Origin of the sequence: Halobacillus litoralis, from assembly GCF_009856415.1 — a bacterium.
In the GTDB taxonomy this organism is placed as follows: Bacteria; Bacillota; Bacilli; order Bacillales; family Halobacillaceae; genus Halobacillus; species Halobacillus litoralis_C.
Map to the genome: position 1 here is coordinate 130,407 of NZ_WMEZ01000003.1, position 23,943 is coordinate 154,349.

At 38.0% G+C, this 23,943-nt stretch carries 26 protein-coding genes and 2 pseudogenes; 4 read left to right on the forward strand and 24 right to left on the reverse strand.

Annotated elements, in window-relative coordinates:
* Positions 1 to 7: 7 nt before the first annotated feature.
* The 8 genes from GLV98_RS10285 to GLV98_RS10320 all read right to left on the reverse strand — a co-directional run bounded on the left by GLV98_RS10285 (position 8) and on the right by GLV98_RS10320 (position 7,463).
* Entirely contained in the window at positions 8 to 616 is a 609-nt protein-coding gene (locus GLV98_RS10285) for an ArsR family transcriptional regulator (RefSeq protein ID WP_160914783.1), read from the reverse strand.
* 708 nt (positions 617 to 1,324) lie between these two features.
* Complete coding sequence (locus tag GLV98_RS10290; protein ID WP_337193747.1) at positions 1,325 to 1,876, reverse strand: uridine kinase family protein; 552 nt, start codon at positions 1,874 to 1,876, stop codon at positions 1,325 to 1,327.
* Positions 1,877 to 2,044: 168 nt separating this feature from the next.
* Positions 2,045 to 2,851, reverse strand: coding sequence for an undecaprenyl-diphosphate phosphatase (locus GLV98_RS10295; RefSeq protein WP_160914786.1), 807 nt, complete (start codon positions 2,849 to 2,851; stop codon positions 2,045 to 2,047).
* 62 nt (positions 2,852 to 2,913) lie between these two features.
* Positions 2,914 to 3,174, reverse strand: a complete 261-nt coding sequence (locus GLV98_RS10300; RefSeq protein ID WP_160914788.1) for a hypothetical protein — start codon at positions 3,172 to 3,174, stop codon at positions 2,914 to 2,916.
* 675 nt (positions 3,175 to 3,849) lie between these two features.
* A complete protein-coding gene (locus tag GLV98_RS10305) occupies positions 3,850 to 4,158 on the reverse strand; it encodes a DUF5316 family protein (RefSeq protein ID WP_160914790.1) in 309 nt (102 codons plus the stop codon).
* 114 nt (positions 4,159 to 4,272) lie between these two features.
* Positions 4,273 to 4,458: a DUF6366 family protein gene (locus GLV98_RS10310; RefSeq protein ID WP_160914792.1), complete on the reverse strand. Its 186-nt coding sequence runs from the start codon at positions 4,456 to 4,458 to the stop codon at positions 4,273 to 4,275.
* Positions 4,459 to 5,618: 1,160 nt separating this feature from the next.
* Entirely contained in the window at positions 5,619 to 6,656 is a 1,038-nt protein-coding gene (locus GLV98_RS10315) for a hypothetical protein (RefSeq protein WP_160914794.1), read from the reverse strand.
* 78 nt (positions 6,657 to 6,734) lie between these two features.
* Positions 6,735 to 7,463 carry a distant relative of cell wall-associated hydrolase-like protein gene (locus GLV98_RS10320; protein ID WP_160914796.1) on the reverse strand — a complete coding sequence of 243 codons (729 nt, stop codon included), beginning with the start codon at positions 7,461 to 7,463 and terminating at the stop codon, positions 6,735 to 6,737.
* Positions 7,464 to 7,692: 229 nt separating this feature from the next.
* On the opposite strand from GLV98_RS10320, the pseudogene GLV98_RS20135 reads away from it, so the two are divergent.
* The 3 genes and pseudogenes from GLV98_RS20135 to GLV98_RS10335 form a co-directional block, all read left to right on the forward strand.
* Positions 7,693 to 7,898 (forward strand): annotated as a pseudogene (locus tag GLV98_RS20135) (transposase); the annotation flags it as partial.
* A 156-nt stretch (positions 7,899 to 8,054) separates the two neighbouring features.
* Positions 8,055 to 9,320, forward strand: a complete 1,266-nt coding sequence (locus GLV98_RS10330) for a helix-turn-helix domain-containing protein (RefSeq protein WP_160914800.1) — start codon at positions 8,055 to 8,057, stop codon at positions 9,318 to 9,320.
* 113 nt (positions 9,321 to 9,433) lie between these two features.
* Positions 9,434 to 9,574: a hypothetical protein gene (locus GLV98_RS10335; RefSeq protein WP_160914802.1), complete on the forward strand. Its 141-nt coding sequence runs from the start codon at positions 9,434 to 9,436 to the stop codon at positions 9,572 to 9,574.
* A gap of 176 nt (positions 9,575 to 9,750) precedes the next feature.
* Here the strand turns inward: GLV98_RS10335 and GLV98_RS10340 are convergent.
* The 8 genes and pseudogenes from GLV98_RS10340 to GLV98_RS10375 all read right to left on the reverse strand — a co-directional run.
* Positions 9,751 to 9,931, reverse strand: a pseudogene (locus GLV98_RS10340) (PAS domain-containing protein); the annotation flags it as partial.
* A 118-nt stretch (positions 9,932 to 10,049) separates the two neighbouring features.
* Positions 10,050 to 11,378 (reverse strand): DUF4179 domain-containing protein, encoded by a 1,329-nt coding sequence (locus GLV98_RS10345; protein WP_160914805.1) that lies wholly within the window; start codon positions 11,376 to 11,378, stop codon positions 10,050 to 10,052.
* Positions 11,379 to 11,921: a sigma-70 family RNA polymerase sigma factor gene (locus GLV98_RS10350; RefSeq protein ID WP_237417119.1), complete on the reverse strand. Its 543-nt coding sequence runs from the start codon at positions 11,919 to 11,921 to the stop codon at positions 11,379 to 11,381.
* 105 nt (positions 11,922 to 12,026) lie between these two features.
* Positions 12,027 to 12,674 (reverse strand): hypothetical protein, encoded by a 648-nt coding sequence (locus GLV98_RS10355; protein ID WP_160914809.1) that lies wholly within the window; start codon positions 12,672 to 12,674, stop codon positions 12,027 to 12,029.
* A gap of 707 nt (positions 12,675 to 13,381) precedes the next feature.
* On the reverse strand, positions 13,382 to 13,573 hold the full coding sequence (locus tag GLV98_RS10360) for a PspC domain-containing protein (protein ID WP_337193742.1): 192 nt from the start codon (positions 13,571 to 13,573) through the stop codon (positions 13,382 to 13,384).
* Between the two features lie 67 nt (positions 13,574 to 13,640).
* Positions 13,641 to 14,300 carry a DUF5626 family protein gene (locus tag GLV98_RS10365; protein WP_160914811.1) on the reverse strand — a complete coding sequence of 220 codons (660 nt, stop codon included), beginning with the start codon at positions 14,298 to 14,300 and terminating at the stop codon, positions 13,641 to 13,643.
* 424 nt (positions 14,301 to 14,724) lie between these two features.
* Positions 14,725 to 15,807, reverse strand: a complete 1,083-nt coding sequence (locus tag GLV98_RS10370) for a mechanosensitive ion channel family protein (protein ID WP_160914814.1) — start codon at positions 15,805 to 15,807, stop codon at positions 14,725 to 14,727.
* Between the two features lie 135 nt (positions 15,808 to 15,942).
* On the reverse strand, positions 15,943 to 16,152 hold the full coding sequence (locus tag GLV98_RS10375) for a transcription initiation factor TFIIIB (protein WP_160914816.1): 210 nt from the start codon (positions 16,150 to 16,152) through the stop codon (positions 15,943 to 15,945).
* 240 nt (positions 16,153 to 16,392) lie between these two features.
* Here GLV98_RS10375 and GLV98_RS10380 point away from each other — a divergent pair, with 240 nt between their 5' ends.
* Complete coding sequence (locus tag GLV98_RS10380) at positions 16,393 to 17,496, forward strand: GGDEF domain-containing protein (RefSeq protein ID WP_160914818.1); 1,104 nt, start codon at positions 16,393 to 16,395, stop codon at positions 17,494 to 17,496.
* Between the two features lie 273 nt (positions 17,497 to 17,769).
* Here the strand turns inward: GLV98_RS10380 and GLV98_RS10385 are convergent, their stop codons facing one another.
* The 8 genes from GLV98_RS10385 to GLV98_RS10420 form a co-directional block, all read right to left on the reverse strand.
* The gene (locus GLV98_RS10385; RefSeq protein WP_160914820.1) at positions 17,770 to 18,228 is read right to left on the reverse strand and encodes a GNAT family N-acetyltransferase; all 459 of its coding nucleotides are present in this window, start codon (positions 18,226 to 18,228) and stop codon (positions 17,770 to 17,772) included.
* Between the two features lie 154 nt (positions 18,229 to 18,382).
* Positions 18,383 to 18,562: a hypothetical protein gene (locus GLV98_RS10390; protein ID WP_160914822.1), complete on the reverse strand. Its 180-nt coding sequence runs from the start codon at positions 18,560 to 18,562 to the stop codon at positions 18,383 to 18,385.
* A gap of 480 nt (positions 18,563 to 19,042) precedes the next feature.
* Positions 19,043 to 19,480: a cell wall hydrolase gene (locus GLV98_RS10395; protein ID WP_160914824.1), complete on the reverse strand. Its 438-nt coding sequence runs from the start codon at positions 19,478 to 19,480 to the stop codon at positions 19,043 to 19,045.
* Positions 19,481 to 19,640: 160 nt separating this feature from the next.
* Entirely contained in the window at positions 19,641 to 21,602 is a 1,962-nt protein-coding gene (locus tag GLV98_RS10400) for a phospholipase D-like domain-containing protein (RefSeq protein ID WP_160914826.1), read from the reverse strand.
* Positions 21,603 to 21,789: 187 nt separating this feature from the next.
* A complete protein-coding gene (locus GLV98_RS10405; RefSeq protein ID WP_160914828.1) occupies positions 21,790 to 22,050 on the reverse strand; it encodes a hypothetical protein in 261 nt (86 codons plus the stop codon).
* Positions 22,051 to 22,225: 175 nt separating this feature from the next.
* Positions 22,226 to 23,065, reverse strand: coding sequence for a DUF817 domain-containing protein (locus tag GLV98_RS10410; protein ID WP_160914830.1), 840 nt, complete (start codon positions 23,063 to 23,065; stop codon positions 22,226 to 22,228).
* A gap of 10 nt (positions 23,066 to 23,075) precedes the next feature.
* A complete protein-coding gene (locus tag GLV98_RS10415) occupies positions 23,076 to 23,288 on the reverse strand; it encodes a helix-turn-helix domain-containing protein (RefSeq protein ID WP_089650949.1) in 213 nt (70 codons plus the stop codon).
* A 10-nt stretch (positions 23,289 to 23,298) separates the two neighbouring features.
* Complete coding sequence (locus GLV98_RS10420) at positions 23,299 to 23,781, reverse strand: DUF2975 domain-containing protein (protein ID WP_160914833.1); 483 nt, start codon at positions 23,779 to 23,781, stop codon at positions 23,299 to 23,301.
* Positions 23,782 to 23,943 lie beyond the last annotated feature (162 nt).

A 23,943-nucleotide genomic window follows, 5' to 3' on the forward strand; every position in this document is an offset into this window, starting at 1 on the left:
AACTTTTTCAAGATTCCCCTTTCTTCTTTTCATAGAGACCTTCTTCAACTTGCAAACCAAGTATATGGAAATAATAAAGTTTAGAATCTGACGAAGGTTCTGGTCTTTGTATTTCTGCAAGCTCCTCCATCAATGTTGAAAACTTCTGCTGCCAAGCTAAGAAATCTTCTTCTTTTGCGTGAATCTCATATGCACTAGACCTATACTTCCACATAGCTGGATCCTTTGAACCAGACTCGTCTTGTAGGGATTCTTCTGGTGCAGCGAGAATACGTCTCTTTGATTGTTCCAACATACTTACCATCATTCGTCTAACTGTTTCTGTCATATCAGAATACGGGATTAAAGACTGATCAGGTACGAAGCCACCTGCAACGGCCTGATAAAATTTTTGTACAATTCCATTTTTCTCTTCTTTATGTACAATCTCTACAAGTTCATTCTTCTCTAATTCTTTTAGGTGATAATGAATACGAGCTCTTGATAAATTAAACACTTCTGAAAGTTGTTGTCCGGTTTTTGGTTTTTCCATTAGTCGCAGAAGTAATTCGGACCTAAACGGGTCTGCTAAAGCTTTAAGCTGTTCATGAGTAGTCAATAACTTTATATCTTTCACCTTTACAGTTCACTCCATTTACTCGGTAAAATTAATTTAACAATAGTATGTAGGAAGCCTTTAATATTGTCAATTAACAGGATGAAATTAATTAAAGAAGCGATTACTTTTTGTTAAGCAATCGCCCCCGTTTTTATAAGACTTGAAACTGAGATAACTCCCAGATTATGTAGTATAAAATCACACCAAAAACAATATTCAATACTATAGTGTTTGTTATTGGACTAAATTAACGTCTTTTCTCTTCTTCACTTTATTTACCGCGAATCTAATTATTAAATAAATGATAAGTACATTTAACAGAAAAGTCGCAGGATTAATGGCCATTCCATCATTACCGCTAAATAAGTTATCAAAAAGCCAGACACTGTAAGGTTCTTTCTGGTGTATCGTTATATACTTTAATGGAAATCCAAAATTATGGTTGCCTATCCCTTCATTAGAATAATTACTAGACATGAAATATGGTATAAAAATACATAAAAGCAAACTCCAACTCATATGTTTCCAGTTTAACCTCTGCACAAAACCCCTCCCTGATTAAACTTTGTTCGTTTTTTAAATTTAAAATTTATATTCATCAGAACCACTATGCAAGTGAAATTAAGGGGGAGTAGTCTTTTAAGCAATTGCCCCCATTACAGGAAGACTCAGATTCGAGACAATTCTCAACATTCCTTAATTTTTGATCCGTTAGCTGGTGGATATTCAATTTGTACCATTAACAATGAGGTCAGCTCTTTCATATGGTCTTTGTTCTTCCACATAAATGTCTTCTGAAATCATCCAATTATTTTCCCACATATCGCGGGCGTCTTCCCCATCTCTTTCAAGACCTCGTGATAGCCTAGTTTCTCTTGGACAATCAACCCATATTGTAATATCGTATTCATTTGCTAATTCATTACGAATTGAATAAACACCTTCTATTACTACAATTCCTCCTACAGGGACAGTGTGCCACTCCGCTAATTGGTCAGTGTCCCAATCATAATTTTGATAGTATCCTTCTTGATCTTGGCTAATTGGTTCAAGAACTTGATTTAAGACACGTTTCCAATCAAAGTCTGCACCGATAGGTTTTTGCCTTGGATCTGCTTCTATAAGTTCTGAGGAGGGTAAATAAAAATCATCCATATGTACAACGGTTACATTAGAACATTTTTCTTTAAACTCATTTGCGAACGTGCTTTTTCCAGAGCCACCACAACCATCCATTCCAATTAATAAGGTTGATTGTTTTCTTGGAATTGAATTAATTGAGCTAACAAATTCGTCGAAATTGTGAAATTCACCTTTTTTAGTTTTGACTCTCAATCTTATTACCACCTTTAAGTATTAGTTGTTCATACACTGCATCACAGTCATTTTATTGAAGTAAAGTCCCCGTTACTTGAAGACTTGATTTCGAGATATCTTCAAGTAAATTTAAAATATGGATAGAATTAATAACCCCACCCCAAAGCAGTAGTATGCAAAATACTTTAGGTTTCCTCGTTCCATAACTCCCATAAACCATTTAAGAGAAAAGTATGAAAATGTAAGGGACAAAATAAATGCCACAGCATAAGGAAGTACCACTCCCTCAAAGGATATATCATTGATTTTTAGTAAGATGGTGCCGAGACTTACCGGGATATACAATAGAAAAGAAAAACGTAACGCAGTATCCCTTTGCATTCCAACACCCATAGAAGCCACAATTGTAGCCCCCGACCTACTGATACCCGGTATTAAAGCAATAGCTTGTGCGAAACCAACTATTATTGCATCTCGAAAGTTTAGGCTTTTATCACTTTTTCTCCCATTGAAATTCCTAATAATCCAGAGAGCAATACCTGTGATTAGTAATGCCACACCTACTGGAACAATTCCTTTCAATCTTTCTGATAACCAATCTTCTAATAATAAACCTAAAACACCTGCTGGAATAGTACCAACTATTAAATACAAGATAAACATAAAGTCTTTTTTATATGTATCGGAACGTTTGAATACAAATTTCAAACCATTATTCGATAGCCTAATTAAATCATTTCTGTAAATAATAACCACTGCTATAAGTGAAGCAAAGTTCATCAATACCTCAAAACCAAAATCATTTTTCGGAACATCAATACCCAACAATTCCTGTGCTATTACCAAGTGCCCACTTGATGAAATGGGGATTGGTTCAGTAAAGCCTTGAAGGGTTCCTAATAAAGCATACTTAAACAATAAAAATAACTCTTCCAAATAATAACACCTACTACTTCTGTTTTTTACTCACTAGCACACTGGAGCGCTTTAATCTTCGTTCAACCATTTGCTTTACTACGGTAATATTCCAATGCTTCTTTCAATCGCTCATTTTCCTTTTTAAGTTCTTCTATGTTATTTTCTTGTTTCCATTTGTAAATTAGTAATCCAACTACAGCTACTAAAGATAGCCCCCATCCAATTGAGTAAAAGGTAACTGGTTTTTCTGAAGTAATCCAAGTTAAAAATCTATGCTGCAATATCGTAAATGTAATCAACATCACAAAAGCAGTGTAAAACCATTTCCACCAATTCTTCAAGTAAACATCCCCTTGATTACCTATTCCACTTACCTGCTCCTTTAGTTCAATACATTCATCCACATAGTTTTAAAAAAACAATGTATTGTTCATGAATGCTCGCGTTAGTTGAAAAGAAAGTTTCCTACAACCCCAATTAAGATCATTAAGAAGAAACTCCCAAACAAAAAATATCCTATTAATCTTATTGGAAGTGGTAGTTTTCCTCCGCTAGCTTTAGGATAACCTTCAATGTTTTGTTTATGGGCTATAGCATCATTAAACGGTTTATGCTGGCCCCCATTATCCATAACGATCCAACACCTCCATTTTAGAAGTACAATCGTCTTCCTAGTTCAACTATATTGAAAATCCTCATATTACATATACGATACTTATCCAATTTTGTTTCAAAATACATAGTGAAAAAGCGATTGCCCTTATTGAACAATCGCCCCCGTTAGTGAAAGACTCGAATTCAAGATAAACTTTCTTTTTATTTAGAACTAATATGAATTAAGTTAAATTTAAATATGTAACTTATTGCCTGTTTAATCGATGACTTTCTTATTTTCGAATGGACGAGGAAATAGCAATTATAATTAATATAAAGAAAACCAACCCGACTCCAAGCATTATATTGATTAAGCTCATAAGCCTCCTCACCCTCCTTATCATATCCACTGCCTTCACCAATTAACTTTCCGTTAACATCGCTATAAGAACAATTACTAATAATGAAATTGCATTAGGTGCACTGAACATTAAGAGGGATATTGACCATTTATTTTTAGAGGCCTCATCTCTATCTACTTTTGTATGGTAATTGGATCTGTTCCTATCTCCGCTTACAAAAGCACCTGATAATACACCCGTAACTAAAAGTGGTAACAGTGCACTAAAAGCAATAATTTTCACGGTTGTTTCCCAATTATTGCTTGAGACCCCATATATAAGAGTAGACAATGTAATAACCAAGCCAAGCCCAAAGCTTTTTTTCTTCACGTAATCCCACCTTTTGTTTTCAGTTTGGACGATCAATTAATTCCATAAAATATCTAATAAGAAAACTGAAGGCTTTAATCAGATATATGTCTTTATGGTTTACCTTAGGGACTATTATTGGAAAAATAATGAATAAATTATTAACTCAGCTATTATTAGTAAAATAAATATACCCTTCCAGCCTAAACCACCAACTAAATCAGCAAGGTTGCTCCCATGGACACTACTTGAAGGGTTGCTTAACTCTTTTTGTCTTAGGCTTTCTCTTCTTTTTTCAGGAGTTACATTTTCATTTCTCATCTAACCCCTCCTAAAATCACTCCTCTTAATACACATACGATGCCAATCTAAATTAGTTTCAAATTCTCTATTATTTCGAAACTAAGTCCTTATCTCCCCTATCCATCACATTAAAAAGGGGGCAATTCTTTTAATTCAGAATTGCCCCCTTTTCTATAAGACTTGAAATTGAAATAAATAATCCTAAGTTATTGAGTATAAACAACCTAACCTACCATGAAAGGCAAGAAAATCAAACCTAATACAATACTCAATACCAATGTAATGATCCAGTCCCTTCTGCTTCTCATATTAAATACAAAGTTAAATATAGAACTTATGATACTAAAAATCCAAATAAGAAAAACGCTATGAATTCCATTTCAACACCTGTTTTAAAATAATGTTACTTATCTAATACAGAAACGCACCCGTTACGTGAAGTATCGAAACTGAGATATCTCCGAGTTAATCTTGATCCTGATAGTTGAGCTAATATTATGGAATATGCGGTGTTTTGCAAAATTCCTTTTAAGGAACTTGACCACATTTTCAACTTCACCCTTTTATACTGGATCAGGAGCTCTACATAGATAAACGGAAAATCCTCTTTGCTGTTTGTCCGCTTAGAAAGGTTCTTCATTCCTCAATTCCATAAATAAAAAAGCAACCCTTCCGATTAATCAGGAAAGGATTGCTTTTATTTTACTCTATATTATACAGACCTTTAACCTTATATAATAATAGGATTTCTAATTTAGTGGAAAAATCCATATTCTTATTTCCAATAAGTTGTATTAGCTACTTGTTTGATGATTAAAACTTTTTGTTTTTTTAAATAATAAGAACCACCAAAAGAACAAATACATTATTATAGCGGCTCCTAACAAAGCCCATATCTCTAAATTTAGAACGCTATAAAACCAGTACTGCAATTCATTTCTAGAAACTCTAGACATTGAACCTAGTATATTGAGAACAATAATTATGGGAATTAAGAAGAGGTTAATAAGGGATTGTTTAAATAGCTCTTTTTTATACAACATATAAATTGATACACCAAATGTAAGGAGTAAAAATCCATAATAGATTATTAAATTCCAAACGGGAACTGTAGGGGCCATATAAAACAGTCCTTTCTAGATGTGTGTTTAAAGAGAATATAGGTTATTACAAAATTCTTATTTTACATATAAATTTTGTAATTTATGGTCTTTCACTGGAAGTTTGAAAGAGTCAGTAATTTTGAAATCATCTAAATTAACAATGCGAAGAGTATTATTCTTCCCATAATCAGATGTGGTATTGAGATAAAGATTGTTATGTTTAAACTTAGATATGTTATGGGCGAATTCAAATTCTTTGCTGGATATTATTTTTAAGTCTTTTTCTAATGCCATTACTCCACTTTTCCCATTTTTCATATAACTAATATACACTCTTTCATTTCTTTGATGAATTTGATCGAAATTTTTCACGTCATCCAACGCTATATAAGAAACCTCTCCGTTATCTATATCATAGACAGTTAAATTTCCTTCTGTCGTTATTACAACCTTATTTGAGATGACCTCCATATCTGAAGCAAAATTATGTTCTAAATTTATTAACTCTTCTTTCCCAGTTTCTCTATCTATTTTGTATAGTACAGATTTTTCCTCTTCTATGACATCAGAAAAAATAAATACAAATGAATCATTGAAACTAATGTTTCTAACTAATGGAGGGAAATCGTATTCCCATGTATCTTTATCAGTGGTGATCTTGACAATATTAGATTGAGTATCTTTATTAAACCCCTGTACTTTTAGGTTAGGCTGAGATATGTATAAATTCAACGGGTATTCAGTCTTATCTTTGCGTACAACATCTAGTTTGTTCGGCTCAACCTCCACATTGTTATTTACCATGTCTGATGACAAGAGCAAATTCCCATTTTCTTTAGAATTTACGTCAAAAATACCGGTTGCATCTAGTTTAATAGTATTTACTTCTTTATCATTATTAATTTCACTTATATAACTATTTGTATCAGACGGGTGAGAATATATGAGTAGGATGTCATGAATTAATGCACCACTCTCATCCTTGCTTTCTTTACTTTCATCATCAACCGCTAAACTCTTCTCTACAGGCTCTCCTTCGAAAGTTGAGTAAATTACAATCGGGAGAATGATAATTGAACAAATCACGAGTATTCTTTTACTTAATTTTCCCATGGTGGTCCTCCTCTTAGGTAGTTTAAAAATAGAGTATAACTACTTTATGTAATAGTTATACTCTATTTTTATTAAGTATTATGATTTATCAAATACAATTGTATCGTTATCAAATAAAATATCTCTTGGGGTAACGTGAGTACCACCATCAGTATCTAGATTGAATCCACGGTACGACCACGCCTTGTAAGGAATTAAGGAACAATACCATTTACTAGATTGATTCTTTAATGCTAGTATTGAATAAGGCTCGCCTACTTGGCCTCTAGCATAAGATTCGGTATAGTCGTAATCGGATCCACTAGCCCCAGATACCCATAATCCCCACCAGTCAGTATATTCATTTTTCCAGTTGTTATCGTTGTATCTTACCCCGCCTGGCATTGCTTCAACGATATAATTAGTATCCCAACGGACTACTGCAGCGTGCCCGTGGTCATATCCTGCCGTCTTGTTGTCCGTAGTAATTAGAATATCACCATTAGTTCCTAGAGCACCGCTAGAAGCCATAGCACTTATTCCCTTACTTTTTTGTTTTTGATCTTGAATTGCTTTAAATTTCTCGGGTGCTTCTTTTTCAAGGCGCTTTAGTTCCTTTTCAGCTCTTTTTTCATCACGCTTTTCTTTTTTAAGCAGTTCTTTTTCTGTGTACTTTTTGTCAGCCTCTAATTCTGCCTGTAGATTTTCTGGTAAGTCAGTAGATGCACTTACTGAACCAATGCCAATACTGCTGATAATTGTCAGTGAAGCTAAAGAACTAACAATTATTTTTTTGAGTTTTTTTCCACATAAGAAATTCTTCTCCATTTTTGATGCCCCCTATTTAAAGTATAAATTAATGGTAACTGATAAAATCGGGATTTTGTATTGGGCATGTCCCTTAGTTTTTTGGATGTTACTCCACTATTTTCATACTTACTTGGGAAAGTTTGTTCAATTCGATAATGACAAGAAATGTGTGAAGATAGTACAAAGGAATAAATAAAGTCAGCTAAATCAAATTTCTCTACATTTTAAATTTATTTTCCTGACACAGATGGTAAAGCTTTATGAAAGTGGCAAGCCTCTAAAAGAAATCATCAAAGAGTATGAGCTTACCTCCTCCTCCTTTGTCCGTTGGATCCGCCAGTATAAGAGCTCCGGTTTTTTAAAGAGAATGACAATCTTTCACCAGAGGAAGAAGAACTGATGAAGCTGCGTAAAGAGAACCAACGTCTTTCCATGAAGAGTGACATTTTAAAGTAAGTGGCGCTGAGCATGAAACGAAAGTATATGTGATTCGGAACAACTGTAATATTCTACAAAATACACTTCATCACTACATAAGTATCCATTAATATTATCTCTTGAACTGTTTAAATGGTAAAATTTATTTAGAATCACTACGGAGGTATCAAGATGAAAAAAGGTGCTCTATTGAAGTATTACAGGAAGCAAAAAGACATGAGTCAAGAGGAAGTCTCTGAAGGCATCGTATCCCCATCCTACTTATCTAAGATAGAAAATAACCAAATTAATGCTGCAGATGAAACCATGAATTTGCTATTCGAACGAATCGGAATTGACTCATCCCACCTTCAACAGGTTGAGGATGAATTCAAGTCAGATTTAACCGACTGGGAAAGAACTTTGTTAACGAATGATCCAGTTGGTTCAAAGATAATTCATGAGAAGTTACAGGCGAATTTGGACACTATTAAAAATATTGAGCTGCTATTGGATTTTCATGTGAAGTTAATCAGATATCACATAATTAATACAAACTTTAATGCGGTTGGCCGCTCCTTAGAAATCATTCAGGGAATATCTGAACATATGAACAATCGTACAGAATTCTTTTACCATAAGCATTTAGGCAATTACTTACTAAACCATTTTGAGTATGAAGAAGCTCAAAACCATTTAGAACTAGCGACTAATAAATACTCAGATAATACATTTTCCAGAACTGAAAAAGCAGATCTATATTACCTATATAGCATATGTCTGGCAAGATTAAGAAGGGATGCCATCGCATTGGAGTATGCTAAAGAAGCTTTGGACATTTACCGTGATAAATATCTGTTAAAAGAATGCGCTAATACCCATGTTCAATTGGGAGCGTCCAATAGTAGGATTCAAAATTATGAGATAGCCCAATTCCACTACGATACAGCTAAAGATTTAGCTTTACAACTCAAGCTCACCCCTCTTCTTGGCATAATTGAACATAACATAGCTAACTTAAAGCTAAAAATGAATAAATACACAGAGGCTATCGATCATTTGGAGATATGCTTGGAATATAAAAGTGAGAGCTATAATACTAGTTACTTCACATCACTTATTCTCCTAGTTTCCATTAACTATAGAGCGAATAACTTGGAAGAAGCTCAAAAATGGGTTAAAGAAGGAATGCATTTAAAAAATAAGTATCAAGCAACTAACTTGCAAAAATTAGAACTAGAATTTTTTCACAAGCTTCTTCTCAATTCAACAGAGGAATGGGAAGCCTTTATTATGGATGATTTTATATCTTATTTAGAATCCAATCACAAATGGTATCATCTAATCACTTATTCGAAAATCATTGCGACTTATTTCAAAGAAAAATTTTCTTATAAAAAATCGACTTACTATTACGAATTAGCCGTTAATGCCTACCAGTCATTACACAGATATTAATTTATGTTGTATCCTCATTACATTATTAGTCAAATTGACTTAATTGTCCGACTAATTTATTATTGTATACGTTACATACTTAATATTCCAATAATATAATGAGGAGAGTTCACATGAAAAAGTTTTTAGCTACGCTATTTCTCGTGGCGTCCATTCTCACTTGGCCACTAGTTTCCTTAGCAGATGAGGAAAGTCCTCCAACAAATGGTGTCGAAGTACCTTATGACGAAGAAAGCCCTCCTACTAATGGGTAAAACATAAGTACAAAAAGACCTATCTTTCCGTTTTTATTAAAACGGAAAGATAGGTCTTTTTATTTTAAATTACTTTATTTTGTCATGCATCAAATCGATTGAAGGTAAGAAGTTAATTGTTAATCAGATATAAATATTGAACAAAACTGCTCTAGCAAAAAAGGCTAATGCAGGATTACAAGATGATCAAAGGATTGACCAACTTCTCTACCTGTTACATGATTATTTATTGTGAAGATGACAGATGCCTGGGGTTGTTAAACCGTGAATAACTATTTCACAATGATGTCCAGACATTTTAGCTGTTGATTTAGCTGAAGGAATGTATCTCTCCAATATTTGCTTTTTCTCTTCCATCTTTCTCTACCTCTCAGCCCGATTATAGTTTTCAATAAAAGATATATCCTACTTTACTTGATTGTATAAGTATTTATTCTGTTTAATTAGTGGGAATCGCATATAAATTCGAATTGACTCAACCAAAGGAGGGTTGTGGTAAGGGATCTCCCTCATTACCTTTATAGATCACCTGGTACTCTTCGTTATTGAGAAATTCTTGCCCTTCTGGCGTATTGAAATACTCAGTGATTTGGTTCTCTATTTCAGTAATCGTACTATTGGTGTCATCACTTGCATCTAATGTTGTATTTACATAAATATTAAATTGGTCATTTTTGTAGTTGGCCCCAACGTTATTTACATGTAATCCTTCTTGTCCGGCTAAAGCAACAGTTAGTTTTCTGGAAATGTCCAGAGCTATTGTTTCTTTTGAAGCCTGATCTCCTCCCATTAATCTATATTTAATTTCAAGTGTACCGAAGGTTACGGTTTCTAACTTTTCAGGAAGCGCATTTTTAACAGCTTTAACATCCATTTCTTTATTGTCTGCGTATATCGTTATCACATCCGGACTAAAGGAAAAGTCTATTTCTCCTTTAATATCACCTTCATCTTCTAGATAACTGTTTAGTATTTGCTGCTTCCTCCCCGCTGCAAAGGGGCCGGTCATATCTCCCCATGTGTCATAGGATGCTTCTTCAATAACAGTACCTTCAATATAACGGAAAACCTCAACGTTGTAGTTTTCCCTACCAAAAGAGTTAATCAAAGAGGAAACTTCTTGCTTCAATTCTGGATAATTATTCTGAAATGTTTTTTTCTCCATTTTGACTCCTACAGTAAATACCTCTTCAGTTGGAAGGTAGAAAGCTAAACCAGGAGAATAACCCATATCTGTAAGCTTCTCTTGTATTTGTTGTTCTTCACTTAACATTTTCTGGTCCTTCGTTACTTTTTCGGGCAACTGCATCATATCTTGTCCCGTGTATTGAACAACATCTACTTTATAAGCTGACAAACCTTTTTCTTCAAGGAGATTTTCGACTTGATTTTTCACCTTTTCATTTACTGTGTTAAAGTATCGATCTCCTCCCTCGATACTAATTTCATAAGTTTTTTCTAGGACGTGATTGTTAACGGCATGAACTTTAATATCTTTAGAATTCAGGAGGTCATGGATGTCCTCACTTACGGGTTCTACATCCTCAGAATCGAATATTGATCCAATGATCGGGAATTTAGCCATAACATTTGAAACAGTAGGGGATAAAAAGCTTGTCCCGAAGAGTATGGCCATGAAGATAGCCGCAGCGGAAGCGATATAAACAAAGTTATTTCTATTCCTTCTAGGTTTAGGGTTTTCGTTCAATGCATTATGCACATTTTGTTTTATCCGTTTATGCTGCTCGTCAGTATACTGTTTCTGTTCAAATTCTTTTCTGGCTTGTTTAAATAAGTCTTCCATTTACAACAACTCCTTTCGTATGAGTGGATTTGATTTTAGCTTTTCTCTTCCTCTCGAAAGTCGTGTCTTAATTGTGTTTTCTTTTTGGTCTAACGTCTTACCAATAGATTCAATAGATTGATCATGGAAGTAATGAAGAATAAGGACTTCTCTATACTTAAGAGGTAAGGACAATATTGCGGTCAATACTTGTTCTTTCTTGCTTTCTTTTAAGTAGGCTTCTTCTGTACTCTCCGCCTGGTTTTCTTGCTCAAAATACTTCAAAGGATATTTTATGTGGGCGAGTTTTCTTCTGCGTAAAATATCCTTTGCCCGGTTCACGGTAATACGATAAATCCAAGAGGAAATAGCCGCTTCGCCCCGGAAACTAGATAAATTATTATACAGTTTAATGAAGACATCTTGTGTAACATCTTCAGCAGTACCCTGGTCTTTAACATAAGAATAAGCTAATAAGTACACTTTCTTAGAGTGAGAATCCATAAGTTCATCTAACACATTTTCTTTGGAATTATAAGTTACAGCTTTATTTTTCATGGTCATCTCATTCACTCTTTCTCCCTCCCTTTTCATCCTTATGACTAATAAGTCCATTATAAGGTTTCAAAAAATAAGAAACCATATCATTAGATATGGTTTCTATAATTATCAATCATAAAAAGAAGCCTTAAGAGCCCCGCCCTGGTATTTCAATGTATAATTGTTTCTATAATGAACATCTATATTTCCAGGCTGGACGTCTCTAAGAACTAGTAGCCAATTCTCATCTGTAACTGGGTCCTGAGGAAGGCGATTTGCCGCTTTTCCTCTTTCATCTTCCATAATAAGCCACAATTCTGGAGATCCTGTTGAACTACCAACTCTATGTGCAGGGATATCAAATGCAAAATCTCCTCCTGTTGAATAAACGCTTCCGAAAGAGCGTGAAACATCTGAAATAGTGAAGTACATCCATTGTGTGTCCACTAAGTCCCAACCACTAGATAATGTGGTTAATTGTTTGCTTGGTTCGGATGATGTTTCTTTATTAGTTTTATAGCTTTCTGCTAAACGTTCACTTTTAGTGGCTCTTAGCATTGCCTTTCTTTCAGGAGTATTTTGGTTATACAAGTCAATTTGAATTCCATCTTCACTCGTAGTTGTTTTAACTAATTCTGCTCCTACTGTTGGATCAAGTTTATTTGAACCATCTACAGGAGTTAAAGGATCATGCGAAGTTTCAGCAGAGATACCTGTTCCAAAAGCAGTCGAAGAAATTCCTAACGCTAAGAGTGTAGCTAAACCTAGTTTTTTCATTATAGAATGACCTCCATATTATGTATTAGTTATTTTTGGCTGTGAAGTAGACCTCTCCCCCTTTATTCACTGTATATATTCATCTTAGATCAATTTCCAATTAATTGGTATTGGGAAAGTCATTACTCACAACCTCTAAATCTTTCTTTTTTTACTTCTGGGTTGTACAAGTCAATTATCCTCATGTTTTCTTAAATAAAAAGGACAAAGGAATAGGAAGAAGAAAGGTTTTAGTCAATGACCTTACAGACAAACTCTCGTATTTAAAGGAATTTTTTTAAAAAAGCAGCTGAATAATATTCTGCTGCTTTTTCTATTTACTGTTTTGAGACAGGTATAAAGAGGTTTTATAGGCTCTAAATGATTTAAACAATCTTGCATCAAATACTAAAAGGAAGCGATTGTCTATATTGAACAATCGCCCCCGTTTATGTAAGACTCGAAACTGAGATAAACACAAATTTTTCAGTGCTTCTTTCCTTTTTCCCATCGTCTTCTAACTGGATTTTATTTCTCTATATTTACAGCAAGTAACATGATTTCATGTAAAATTGAGCGATTATCCACATCGAATAATCGCTCCTCTTCAGTGAGACTTGATTTCAGAACAAATCAGAAGAAAAGGTGTAGACCCCATACTATACATATAAGAGTTGCAAATAATTTTTACAAATCTTGCGTAAAAGAAAGAACGCGGCTGTTGTCTTTCAAAGGATCTCTTGGTCTGCCGGTATAAAATAGGCCATAGCAGCGTAAAGAAGTATAGAAACTGGAGTAAATACAAATATCAACCTCACAAACAGGGAGGGAACGCCTAAAAAATTTGCAATACCTCCGCATACACCTGAAATAATGTAGTCCGCCGATGACCTTTTTAATTGCCTATAAATAAAAAACACCCCCTCTGAGCATGAAAAAGGTTGACCTAAATTAGTAGATCAACCTCTATTTTACATTATCAGTAAATTATTTAACATCATCGCGTGACAACGTCGTTTCATAATCGTTATCTCCGACTTGGAAGTACAAATCTATGGAACCTTGACCGGTCGGAACAGAATAGTCGAAATCCATTCTGGAATATGCACGTCTCGTGCTAGTTTCATACTTTCTCATAACTGTCACTTTCTTACCGCTATAACTCCCCCCGATAATGGATACATTCGGATTGTAAGATTTAAGGATGTAATCATTATCCGAACCAGACCTGATAACAAAATCAGTCTCGAAAGAATAGTTCATAAAACCAGTGTACCAATATGATTTCACAGTACGGGTTCCGGCGGACAACGATTGCATTGGAAATCCTGTATCTTTATAAATTGCTTCACTTCCGACAGAGAGCCTCGATCCATCTTCAAAGGTGATGGTTTTCGATTCCCCCAATTCTGCTTTTGCTGCATTTAGGTTTTCTTGTTTCATAGAATCTAAAGCTTCCCCATTCTCCAGCTTTTTGATTAGTTTTTTCTGGGTTTGTTTATCAATACCTAACTCAGTGAAGTTTTCAACTAATTGTTTCTTTTCAGTGTTGCTAAACTTCTCCTTTTCAGAATCCTCAGCAGAAACGCTTGTACCAAACACACCGAGCACCAACATCAACACAAGTAAACTAACAATCTTTTTCACAACACCACTCCTTATTTGAGAATAGATTATATATTCGTCCTTTTCACTATAATCACCTTCTTTTTTATTACATTAATTGAAAAAATATACATTAATTACAAAAATTTGATTATTATAGTGCATAACTTTCCTCCTGTTCCAATAACGCTTGTTTGTAAAATGTTTGTTTTTTTAATGTCCACTTATACTTAAAAATTCGGATTCAAGATACTCAAACATTCAGGTTGAGTAAATATGAACTGCACACTCCCCAGAATTAACCACACATTTTCCCTTTATAAAGATTCGATCATCTCGAAACTGAGTCTTCAACTAACCTGCCCTTTACCTAAAGACTCAGTTTCGAGATATTACTTTTCAAAAAGCAACAACAAAAAAGCATAAATCTTTTACTAAAAGATTTATGCTTAAGTTCACCCATTGTTTAAGAGTCTTCCTGTCGTATTTCCATAAAAGATTCAGGCGCAGACTTGATATGCAAATCTCGTTGAGGAAAAGGAATTTCAATCCCGTTTTCATTCAGTTGCTCATAAATGGAAAAGTTCAGCTCACTTTTCATGCGGATGACCTCTTTCGGATCGGAAATCCATACAAACAGTTCAAAGTCGAGCGATGAATCTCCAAAACCTTTGAAGTTAACAAAGGGCTTGGGGGCATCGAGGACGATGGCATTTTTTTGTTTAGACAAGTGAGCGACATGGAGGAGAATCTCCTTCACTTCTTGTGCATCACTTCCATAGGCTACCCCGATAGGAATGGTTAAACGCAGTCTTGGATCGCTAAATGAACGGTTCACCACTTTTTCCTCTAGAAAATAGGAGTTCGGAATAATGATGTGCTCATTTTCAAGGGTTCGGACAACTGTCGCTCTCATACTGATTTTTTCAACATCACCGATGACATCGTCAATGAGCACGCGGTCTCCGACTTTTATCGGGCGTTCAAAGAGGAGGATCAATCCTGAAATGAAGTTGGAGGCGATATTCTGCATACCGAAGCCGATCCCAACGCCTAATACACCGGCGAACACAGTAAGGGCACTCAAATCAATACCCACAGTCGTCAAGCTGACTAAGACCGCGACAACCATGATGACATAATGGACAACCCGCTCCATGGTGAACTGGATGCCTTTATCTAAATGGTGACGCTCGAAGAAAAATGGCAGCAGATGCTCATTCAAAATTTTTGATAGTCTGTAGGCGAAGGTAATGATCAGCACGGCAATAATGATCAGGAATAATGTAATATCTACTTGGCCGATGGTGAATAGGGGATACAAAAGCCAGGCGGCATCAGAGAAATAGAAAATCACAAATAAAAGCACACCATTGAATACAACCCAATTGATTAAAGAAAAGGCAGCTTTCTGAATACTTCCCTTTTCACGGAATATCCGGTTGATTAATAAGCTCGATCCCATGCGTATCAAGAATAGAAACAATAAGAAGCCCAACACGATAAGGATATCTGACCAGGGCCAGTCGTTTACCTGATTAATTGACATAAGTGCTCACTCCATACAAGTCTATAATCCTTTTATTCCCTCCTCTATGGATCTATGAAACAAAAGATAGGAATTTCCTTCTCTTCGACGAGTTGTTCATAGTCGAGCATCAAACTTCTTTTTGCATCTCAGAAATTATTCCATCGTCCCTTTAAATTTCTCCGGCTTCTTCACATAGCTTTCGATGATGTAACCGCAGCTCGTGCAGATGATATGTTCGACTTCAGACCCAAAAGACATGGCTTTATTAATAGGAAGCATGACAGCATATCCGTTCTGCTTCCCTCTACCAAATTCCCTTCCGGCACATTTTGGGCATTCTTCTATTTGTGATAATTGTTTCAACCTGTCCCCTCCTCCTGTGGTAAAGCACCGTCTCTACATTCTTTAAAAACGATCACATCCATTTTATATTTTTCTATTTTCTTCCTTTATAATAAAAGTATATAATACTACACAGGCTGTTCCAAAGATTATCCTTCTCCCCCTTCTTCGTACATAAATAATTTTAACTGAACAAGAGTAGTGGCTGGGGGCAGAACCCACCTCTCAAACGAGGAATTTTTACATACCCAGGTGATCCCAATGATTTTAAAAGAACTAGTTTCCAACGTAGCCCTTTTAATTGCATCTTTATTCGTTTATTCGCAGTCCACACATGCCATCCCTTTGAGCCGTTCTTCATCGTTGAAAACCAAAATCGTCTCAGGTATCCTCGCAGGGATATTGGCCAATGTCCTCATGCAATACAGCATGCATTTTGATACAACCATTGTGGATTTGCGACACATTCCCATCATTTTGGTCGCTTACTATGGAGGAACGATTCCTGCGGTAACGTCCATGTTTCTCGTCATTATCGGACGTTTTATAATCGGATTCAATACATCATCGTTGCTTGCTTTATTCCTAATCGTATCGATTACACTCATCACTGTGATCATCACACGACTGAACATGTCCAAGCGAATCAAAATCTTTTTGACCCTCACTTCATCGAACATCATTTTTACAATTTTGATTGTCTACCTTTTACAAAATGGAAGTACCCTCACTATACTGATTCCGTCTTTTTGGGTCATTTCGTATTTGGCTGGATTTGTATCTTTTTATGTCATTGAATTCGTACGGAGAAGTCAAAATCTATTGAACAAATACAAAGCAGAAGCAGCCACGGATGGTTTGACCGGGTTGAACAACGTCCGTAAGTTTGACCAATCGTTCAATGAGATCGCCGCTCAGGCTGTCCATAAGGAAGAAAAACTGTCGCTCTTGTACATTGATATCGACCATTTTAAAAAGGTGAACGATACATACGGTCACAAAGAAGGCGACCAAGTGCTGATTGAACTGAGCAGGATTTTGAAAAATACCGTACGATCTTTTGATATCGTGAGCAGAAACGGAGGGGAAGAATTCACGGTCATTCTCCTGGATTGTCCAACAGATCGAGCCAATGAAATCAGTGAAAGAATCAGAGAAAAAGTCGAAACCCACGCCTTTCTCCTAACTACGGGTCAAATGATTCACATTACGGTATCCATCGGTCTCGCCTGCTACAATGAAACAACCAGTGAGCCGAAATTATTGATCAAAGAAGCGGATCATGCTTTGTATGATGCGAAACAGACAGGCAGAAATAAAGTATGCATCTCCCCAAGCCATGAATGGGCGAGTCATCGAGCTTAACTTTCCACAGTTACGCTCGTTTTTTCTTCCACCCTTTGAGGAGAAGCAGAGGACATAGAATGGATATGCAGATCCTCAATACGCGACACCCGAGTCAAGAATCATTGAGGGGTTATTACTGAACACCATAGAACAACAATGCAGCCAGAAAAGATTAGAGCCTTCGAGCGGAGAAGTCCCAGGAATGCCCTCATGCAATGGCCAGGAAAACTAGTGAGGTCTATCAAACTCAAGAAACGGACGAAAAAGGGCAAACCCTCAGGTTTGCCCTTTTCATGATGGAAATGATGATCGCGACATTCGCATCTCCATATCATGGTCTTTCTGCTCCATTCTCTCAAAACCGATTTTTTCATAGACACGAATGGCTGCTTTATTTTGTTCATCCACCTCTAAACGTATTTCATCAACGTCCTGTTCATAGTGACGAACACCAAAAGCGATGCCCCGCTCCACATATGCTGCGCCTAAACCTTTTCCAATCCAATCAGGTCTCAATGCTAGTCCGATCTCCATGATTCTGCCATTTACATTGAATTCAAACAGTCCAACAACGTCATCGTCGTGTAAAGCTGCATATCCTTCACAACCGCCAGGACCTCGTAATTTACCTGTTTGCTCGAGTGACTCAAAATAAGGCTTCATTTCCACTTTCTCTACGAAGCCATCAAAATTCCATGAATCGATTTGTTTCACATCTTCCACCTTTACAGGCCTGAACTCAAATTCCATTGAACTCTCTCCTTCACACAATATTGCTGCATGACTTCATACGAATCATTGAAATATTCGGCTTAAAACATGGTTCAAACAGTGAACACATGGTTAGGGGACATTGAACATGATTTAGAGGACATTAACCATGTGTTACAGGACATAGATGAAGCTAATTCCTATTTCCTTGTCTTTTCCATATGAACAGAACGACGATGCCATATCCGAAAACACCCCCGATCAGAGTCAATAACAAATGGCTTCCATCAAAATGACGCTGTGTGAACATATTGCTTAAAATCAAACCGCCAAGTACGCCAAAAAGCAGAAAAACAGCTTTCTTCATATTCACGCCTTCTCCCCCTCTTTATTACAAATCTCCTAAATTGATCAAAGAAATGATCAGGTCAACCAAAATAGGGACTGATAATAGGAGGCCTAACATTCCGGTTGCGTTGTAGACACCCGGTTAGATTCACCGGTTTCATCTAACTTCTTATTCATTTTTCGTATTTCATCTTACCCAGACATATGAACCTCCGTAAAATGTTCAGATCAGAGGATACAGTAATCGTGGCTGGGATGACATTAATTCAATGCCTATGTACGCGATCCCTTCTCCATAACTTTCGCATCCTTTCTTTCCCCCTGGTCCATTCAAACACTCAACATAGACATCAAGACTCCACCTGTCTCTCTTGCAGGATGATGAATGACGGACCTGAATCCAATTATTTCAAACCCTTTCCCAATACTCAAGAGGCACTTAAAAAGCGCAACCCCGCAGGATTGCGCTTTTTATCTTACTTTTATAACGATTTAAATAGCTTCATTAAATATACACACTGGCACATGTTCCAGCGACAGGTTCGTAATAACAATGGTTTTTATATCGGCCAGTCAGCTGTTGACCAAACCATGTCGGTGGGCAGGGAGCACTTGGATTGAAATACCATAACGCATATTTCGCCGGGTGCATCCGCCAAAAATCCAAATTCTTCTTGGCTAATCTCTTCTCCGTAGATCGCGCTCGGTTGTAAAAAAGATTCCCTTTCTGAACCGCTTCGAATGAATAATTCCCTCCCTGGACTTGATAAATGACATCCCGGATCGTCCTCACATCCGTAAAGTCCAGGCAATCTGCTGCTGCACGGTTCACAATCACATTGCCGACATACAACATGCCCTGTTTCCCTTCCCCAACGGCCTCTGCCCGCATCATCCTAGCCATCAGCGCAACATCTGAATCGGTATATTTCACTCTCGCCATTTTACTCACCCCAACATATTGTATGAAAAAAAGCTGGGTTGATGTCATGATTTAGGAATGGATCCTCTTTGGACTGCCTCGCTGAGTCAAAGTACCTGAGTAATCATTACATATGAAAAAAGGTTCCGTAGCTCATTAAAGCTACGGAACCTTTTTCAATTTAAGGAGTCGGTACCTCTCCTCCTGCTGCCTCATACCGGGCATAAAACTCTTGTAAGAATTGATTCGTTACTCTTTCATCATGGATGAACAACATGTTTTCATCATTGATATCATTTCCGTTCGTGCTCCAATTCGTTGAGCCGACAATCGCGGTCGGATCACTGGACGGATGGGTGGCATCAATCAACATCGTCTTCGCGTGCATTTTACGATCTTCCGCATCTTCATAAACAGGAGCGGCATGATTCCATCGTACATTAGGGTTGTTCGTTGAAGACTGGCTTGCGGTACGGCCGGTCATTTCAATGGAAGCGGACCACCATTGGTTCCAGAAGCTTTGATCAAATACCCCGCGCACATCAAAGCCCGTCAAACTTCCTTCCAAATCGTTGTACGAGCCTTCCCACTTGTACTTCAATTCATCAACAAGGGCCTGGTCACTCCAGGCAAAGATAGAAAAATAACTGCTGTAATCCGCTTCATTTTTCACATAGGAAGTCATTTGTCCAACAGCATCATCACCTGCAGAAAAGTACACATCCACTTCTTTTCCACCAACATCCACGGTATGAAGCGTGTTGTCCACTTTGCGTCCATGATAATTGGATACCGCAGGGTCAGGATTCAGATCAGCACTTCCCCACATTTCATCAAATTCAGTTTTGAATACATCGGCCAGCGCCGTTGAATTCAATTCCACGACGTGTTGCGTGTTCCCTCCAAGGACATCATTCTGCATGTTTTCCTCTGAACCATACAGACCTGTAACCGTGAAGTTCCAGCTTCCTGTGAACACCCATGTTCCATCGATGACCGCAAATTTGTTATGCATCTGCTGTCCTGGCGAGTAATAACTGCCCGCTTCTTTTTGTTCTGCATCGGCAAGCTTATAACCGGTTTCTGTTCCACTTCCTACCTCTACGGTCACTTCCTCCATCCCGTCCGTTGTAGTTGGAAGTCCGTACTGTTCCCGAAGTGTCTGATCTTCGACAGCGAACATGATGGAATCAGAAAACACCGTCGTATCATCGCTTGTCCCAATGACATTGTCCTGTCCACGCACCAATTTTTCCACATACAAACGCATCGTTTGATAGCGTTCGGCATAGTGAGGATCACTGCCATCTTTCGCATCTGCGATGACTCTTACTTCGACCCCTTCAGCAGCTTTGGCCATCAGTGCATCAATGATGCCGGGCAGGTTGATTTCATAGGTGGCAAGATCGATTGATGTTGTCGCCTGATTAATGCGATGGATTAAACGATCTTCTAAGTTCACGTTATAGTTGGCTTCGTTTCCAGAAGTGGCGTAGTCATCATAGGCGCATTTGTTGAAGTACACATTGATGCTTCCCGCTGACTCGGTCACGTTATTCATCTGTTCGTTTGTCGTAGAACATCCTTCAGAAGCGGTTGAAGCGTTAGCAGAAGGTGTTCCGAGTCCTTCTGAATATGTATCCGTCGCTGTCCGCCAGTTCGAAGCGTCCGTCCCCGCTGATTTTGGGTCCACTCGTTCCATGGTAGCTTTACTGTTGTTGTCACCAGCATACCAGGCGTCAACAACATCAATGACTTGTGTCCCATCACTCAGCTCAAGCGCCTCACCGGAGTTACTCATGGAACCTGTGTAAATCAAGTCGGCATCTACAGACGTAACCGTTGAATCGTCCGTACGTTCCAGTAAATAATAACCTCCGGCAGGAATCGTACCTGATAATGAGATTACAGGCGATCCGTCCGTTGCGTTCAGGTTCCAGCCTTCCAGTGAAATATCTGCACCAGTCGGATTGTAAAGTTCAATCCATTCGTCGTTATAACTCACATTCGTTCCCATCCAGGCTACTTCACTTATGACCACATCATTGGCTCCCGCGGCCTCAGTCGCCTGACCTACAGGAATGCTCGTCCATCCTAATACAAAAATAAGTACAGCTATTAATCCCGGCTTCCATCTCTCCATGTTTCCATCCCCCATTCATTTTTTCTCACAATTCTCAACGTACCATAAATGGAGGGGGCGAATTCTGAATTTACGCATGATTTACAATAAACGAATCGATGGACCTGTTTGCCTTAAGAATGGATGAAACCTAAGATACATAAATCTTCCTCATTTTTACTTTTCATTCTTTTCACACATTCAGTGACTACATCTTTGACAGCCCTTCCAAAAAGAAAGCAAAAACAAAGCTGACAATAGTAAAACCAGCCAGGGGCACAGCAAAAGCGGTATTATTCTTAAACTCCACTCCCGCAAGAACAGCCCCGAAAGCACAGATCACGATCCATACCGGTAAAAAAATGACATCAGCTACACTTTCAGGAAGGAAAGCGTAAAAGCCCGATAACCATAAAACCCAGTGGACAAGAAGGACACCCCCGATCATCAAAGACCACTTATGCGGCATAGGGCCTCTCCCGTATTTTTTTATGAAACGATAAGGAAAAACAACCATCATGACACCAGCGACTACAAAGAAAACCAGCAAGATCACAGAGATCCCCAAAACATGTCCGCTCCCTTCCATGCTGTCGTTCCCATTCTATATCCCGGACGAAAAATGACCATACCACATCAAACCGTTACAAATATAATTTCCGCTTTTCAAAACGTTCTTCCACGTTTGGACTTCTCTCCTTACCCTTGAAGCTGCGTCTCTCAGAAGGGCCTTTCTTCACCCGCTTCAATGTCGCCACAATAAGAAAACTTACGATCACTAACAACAGCCAGGAACTCACTTTTCCTAGATGAACCAGACTCCATGCATCCGCCTGGTTCGGGTATTCCCATGCACTGAAATAAGTCGCGATATTTTCTGCAATCCATATAAAAAAGCCGATCAGCACAAACGAAAGCGCGAGCGGCATCCGATAATAGGTGCCGTTCACCTCATAGCGAACCCATGCCTTCCAAAAAACAAGGACCACAAGCGCGGATAACCACCAGCGGATGTCGAGCCAATAGTGGTGGGTGAAAAAGTTTAAATAAATCGCTGCGGCCAGAGGGACAACCAGCCAGGAAGAGGGCCACCGCACCAACTCCACCTTAAGTCTTCTCCACGCCTGGCAAAGATAGCTCGCCACACTCGCATACATGAACCCGCTATACAACGGGACCCCGAAAACTTTTGAAAATCCTTCTCCCGGATAAGACCAGGAACCCATATGAACCTTGAATAGTTCGAGCCCAAGCCCGATGAGGTGAAACAGGGAAATCACCTTCAGTTCATCCCGTGTTTCCAGACCGGCACGCACCATCCACCACTGCATCAACAGGCAGATGATCAGCAGCCAGTCATACCTCGGCAAGAAAGGCATCGGCATCCATTTGGTAACCGCCAATGAAGCGAAAATAACGACCGGAAACAAACACGACAACGCCTGTTGCCAGCCAAAGTGTAAGAGTTGTTTTACCGCCCGCATCCGACCCCTCCTAATCTTCGTCTTCCTGATATTCCAAAATGTCCCCCGGCTGACAGTCGAGTGCCTTACAAATCGCCTCCAAAGTAGAAAAACGGACGGCCTTCGCCTTGCCATTTTTCAATATAGAGAGGTTCGCCATCGTAATTCCAACCTTCTCCGAAAGCTCGGTCACGCTCATCTTTCTTTTCGCAAGCATCACATCAATGTTGATAATAATCGCCATGTTGATCACCTCAGACCGTAAGATCATTTTCAGATTTAATCGTAATCGCTTCCTGCAGGAGTCTTTGCAGGACAGCAGCAAAGACGGCAATGACGGCGGACGCGAAGATGATGACCATCGCGATGACAATCAGACCAGGAGCGTCATCGAGTTCAGCAACCGTATAGATCACCGGCATGAGCACAACGTAAAGAACGCTGATGGTGATGGCACAAAATTTGATGACCCTCAGCGCTTTGACCGACAAGTCTGAGAACGCCTCATTGCTGTCAATATAATTTAGAAGCTTAAACGCTTGATACAGCGCAAAGTAGAAAGGAATAGCTGTCAAATACATATAAATGAACACCACCGGTTCAATGATTGGGAAATCAGACAGCAACACGCCTGCATAATCCGCAAACCCAGGAACAAAAAATATACACAGCGCAAGTACCGGCAGACCAATCAAAATGACCGCCAGCTTCAAAAAGAGTGTCGAACCACGTTTCATAAAAAGCACCTCATCTCCTAATATCTTTTTTTATCATACATCCTCATTTATCGTTTATCAATAAAAATATATCATTTATAAATACTTTATTATCGAATCGTGTACACATAACCACTCAGATATCTTTTAAAAAAAAAACGCAGACCTCCGATAACTCAGAGA

Excerpts from the sequence above, each read along its gene's own strand:
- GLV98_RS10310 (WP_160914792.1), bottom strand. The coding sequence starts at position 4,458 with ATGAGAAATGAAAATGTAACTCCTGAAAAAAGAAGAGAAAGCCTAAGA.
- GLV98_RS10315 (WP_160914794.1), bottom strand. The coding sequence starts at position 6,656 with ATGGGAAAATTAAGTAAAAGAATACTCGTGATTTGTTCAATTATCATT.
- GLV98_RS10320 (WP_160914796.1), bottom strand. The coding sequence starts at position 7,463 with ATGGAGAAGAATTTCTTATGTGGAAAAAAACTCAAAAAAATAATTGTT.
- GLV98_RS10330 (WP_160914800.1), top strand. The coding sequence starts at position 8,055 with ATGAAAAAAGGTGCTCTATTGAAGTATTACAGGAAGCAAAAAGACATG.
- GLV98_RS10335 (WP_160914802.1), top strand. The coding sequence starts at position 9,434 with ATGAAAAAGTTTTTAGCTACGCTATTTCTCGTGGCGTCCATTCTCACT.
- GLV98_RS10345 (WP_160914805.1), bottom strand. The coding sequence starts at position 11,378 with ATGGAAGACTTATTTAAACAAGCCAGAAAAGAATTTGAACAGAAACAG.
- GLV98_RS10350 (WP_237417119.1), bottom strand. The coding sequence starts at position 11,921 with ATGACCATGAAAAATAAAGCTGTAACTTATAATTCCAAAGAAAATGTG.
- GLV98_RS10355 (WP_160914809.1), bottom strand. The coding sequence starts at position 12,674 with ATGAAAAAACTAGGTTTAGCTACACTCTTAGCGTTAGGAATTTCTTCG.
- GLV98_RS10370 (WP_160914814.1), bottom strand. The coding sequence starts at position 15,807 with ATGTCAATTAATCAGGTAAACGACTGGCCCTGGTCAGATATCCTTATC.
- GLV98_RS10380 (WP_160914818.1), top strand. The coding sequence starts at position 16,393 with ATGATTTTAAAAGAACTAGTTTCCAACGTAGCCCTTTTAATTGCATCT.
- GLV98_RS10385 (WP_160914820.1), bottom strand. The coding sequence starts at position 18,228 with ATGGAATTTGAGTTCAGGCCTGTAAAGGTGGAAGATGTGAAACAAATC.
- GLV98_RS10395 (WP_160914824.1), bottom strand. The coding sequence starts at position 19,480 with ATGGCGAGAGTGAAATATACCGATTCAGATGTTGCGCTGATGGCTAGG.
- GLV98_RS10400 (WP_160914826.1), bottom strand. The coding sequence starts at position 21,602 with ATGGAGAGATGGAAGCCGGGATTAATAGCTGTACTTATTTTTGTATTA.
- GLV98_RS10405 (WP_160914828.1), bottom strand. The coding sequence starts at position 22,050 with ATGCCGCATAAGTGGTCTTTGATGATCGGGGGTGTCCTTCTTGTCCAC.
- GLV98_RS10410 (WP_160914830.1), bottom strand. The coding sequence starts at position 23,065 with ATGCGGGCGGTAAAACAACTCTTACACTTTGGCTGGCAACAGGCGTTG.
- GLV98_RS10415 (WP_089650949.1), bottom strand. The coding sequence starts at position 23,288 with ATGGCGATTATTATCAACATTGATGTGATGCTTGCGAAAAGAAAGATG.
- GLV98_RS10420 (WP_160914833.1), bottom strand. The coding sequence starts at position 23,781 with ATGAAACGTGGTTCGACACTCTTTTTGAAGCTGGCGGTCATTTTGATT.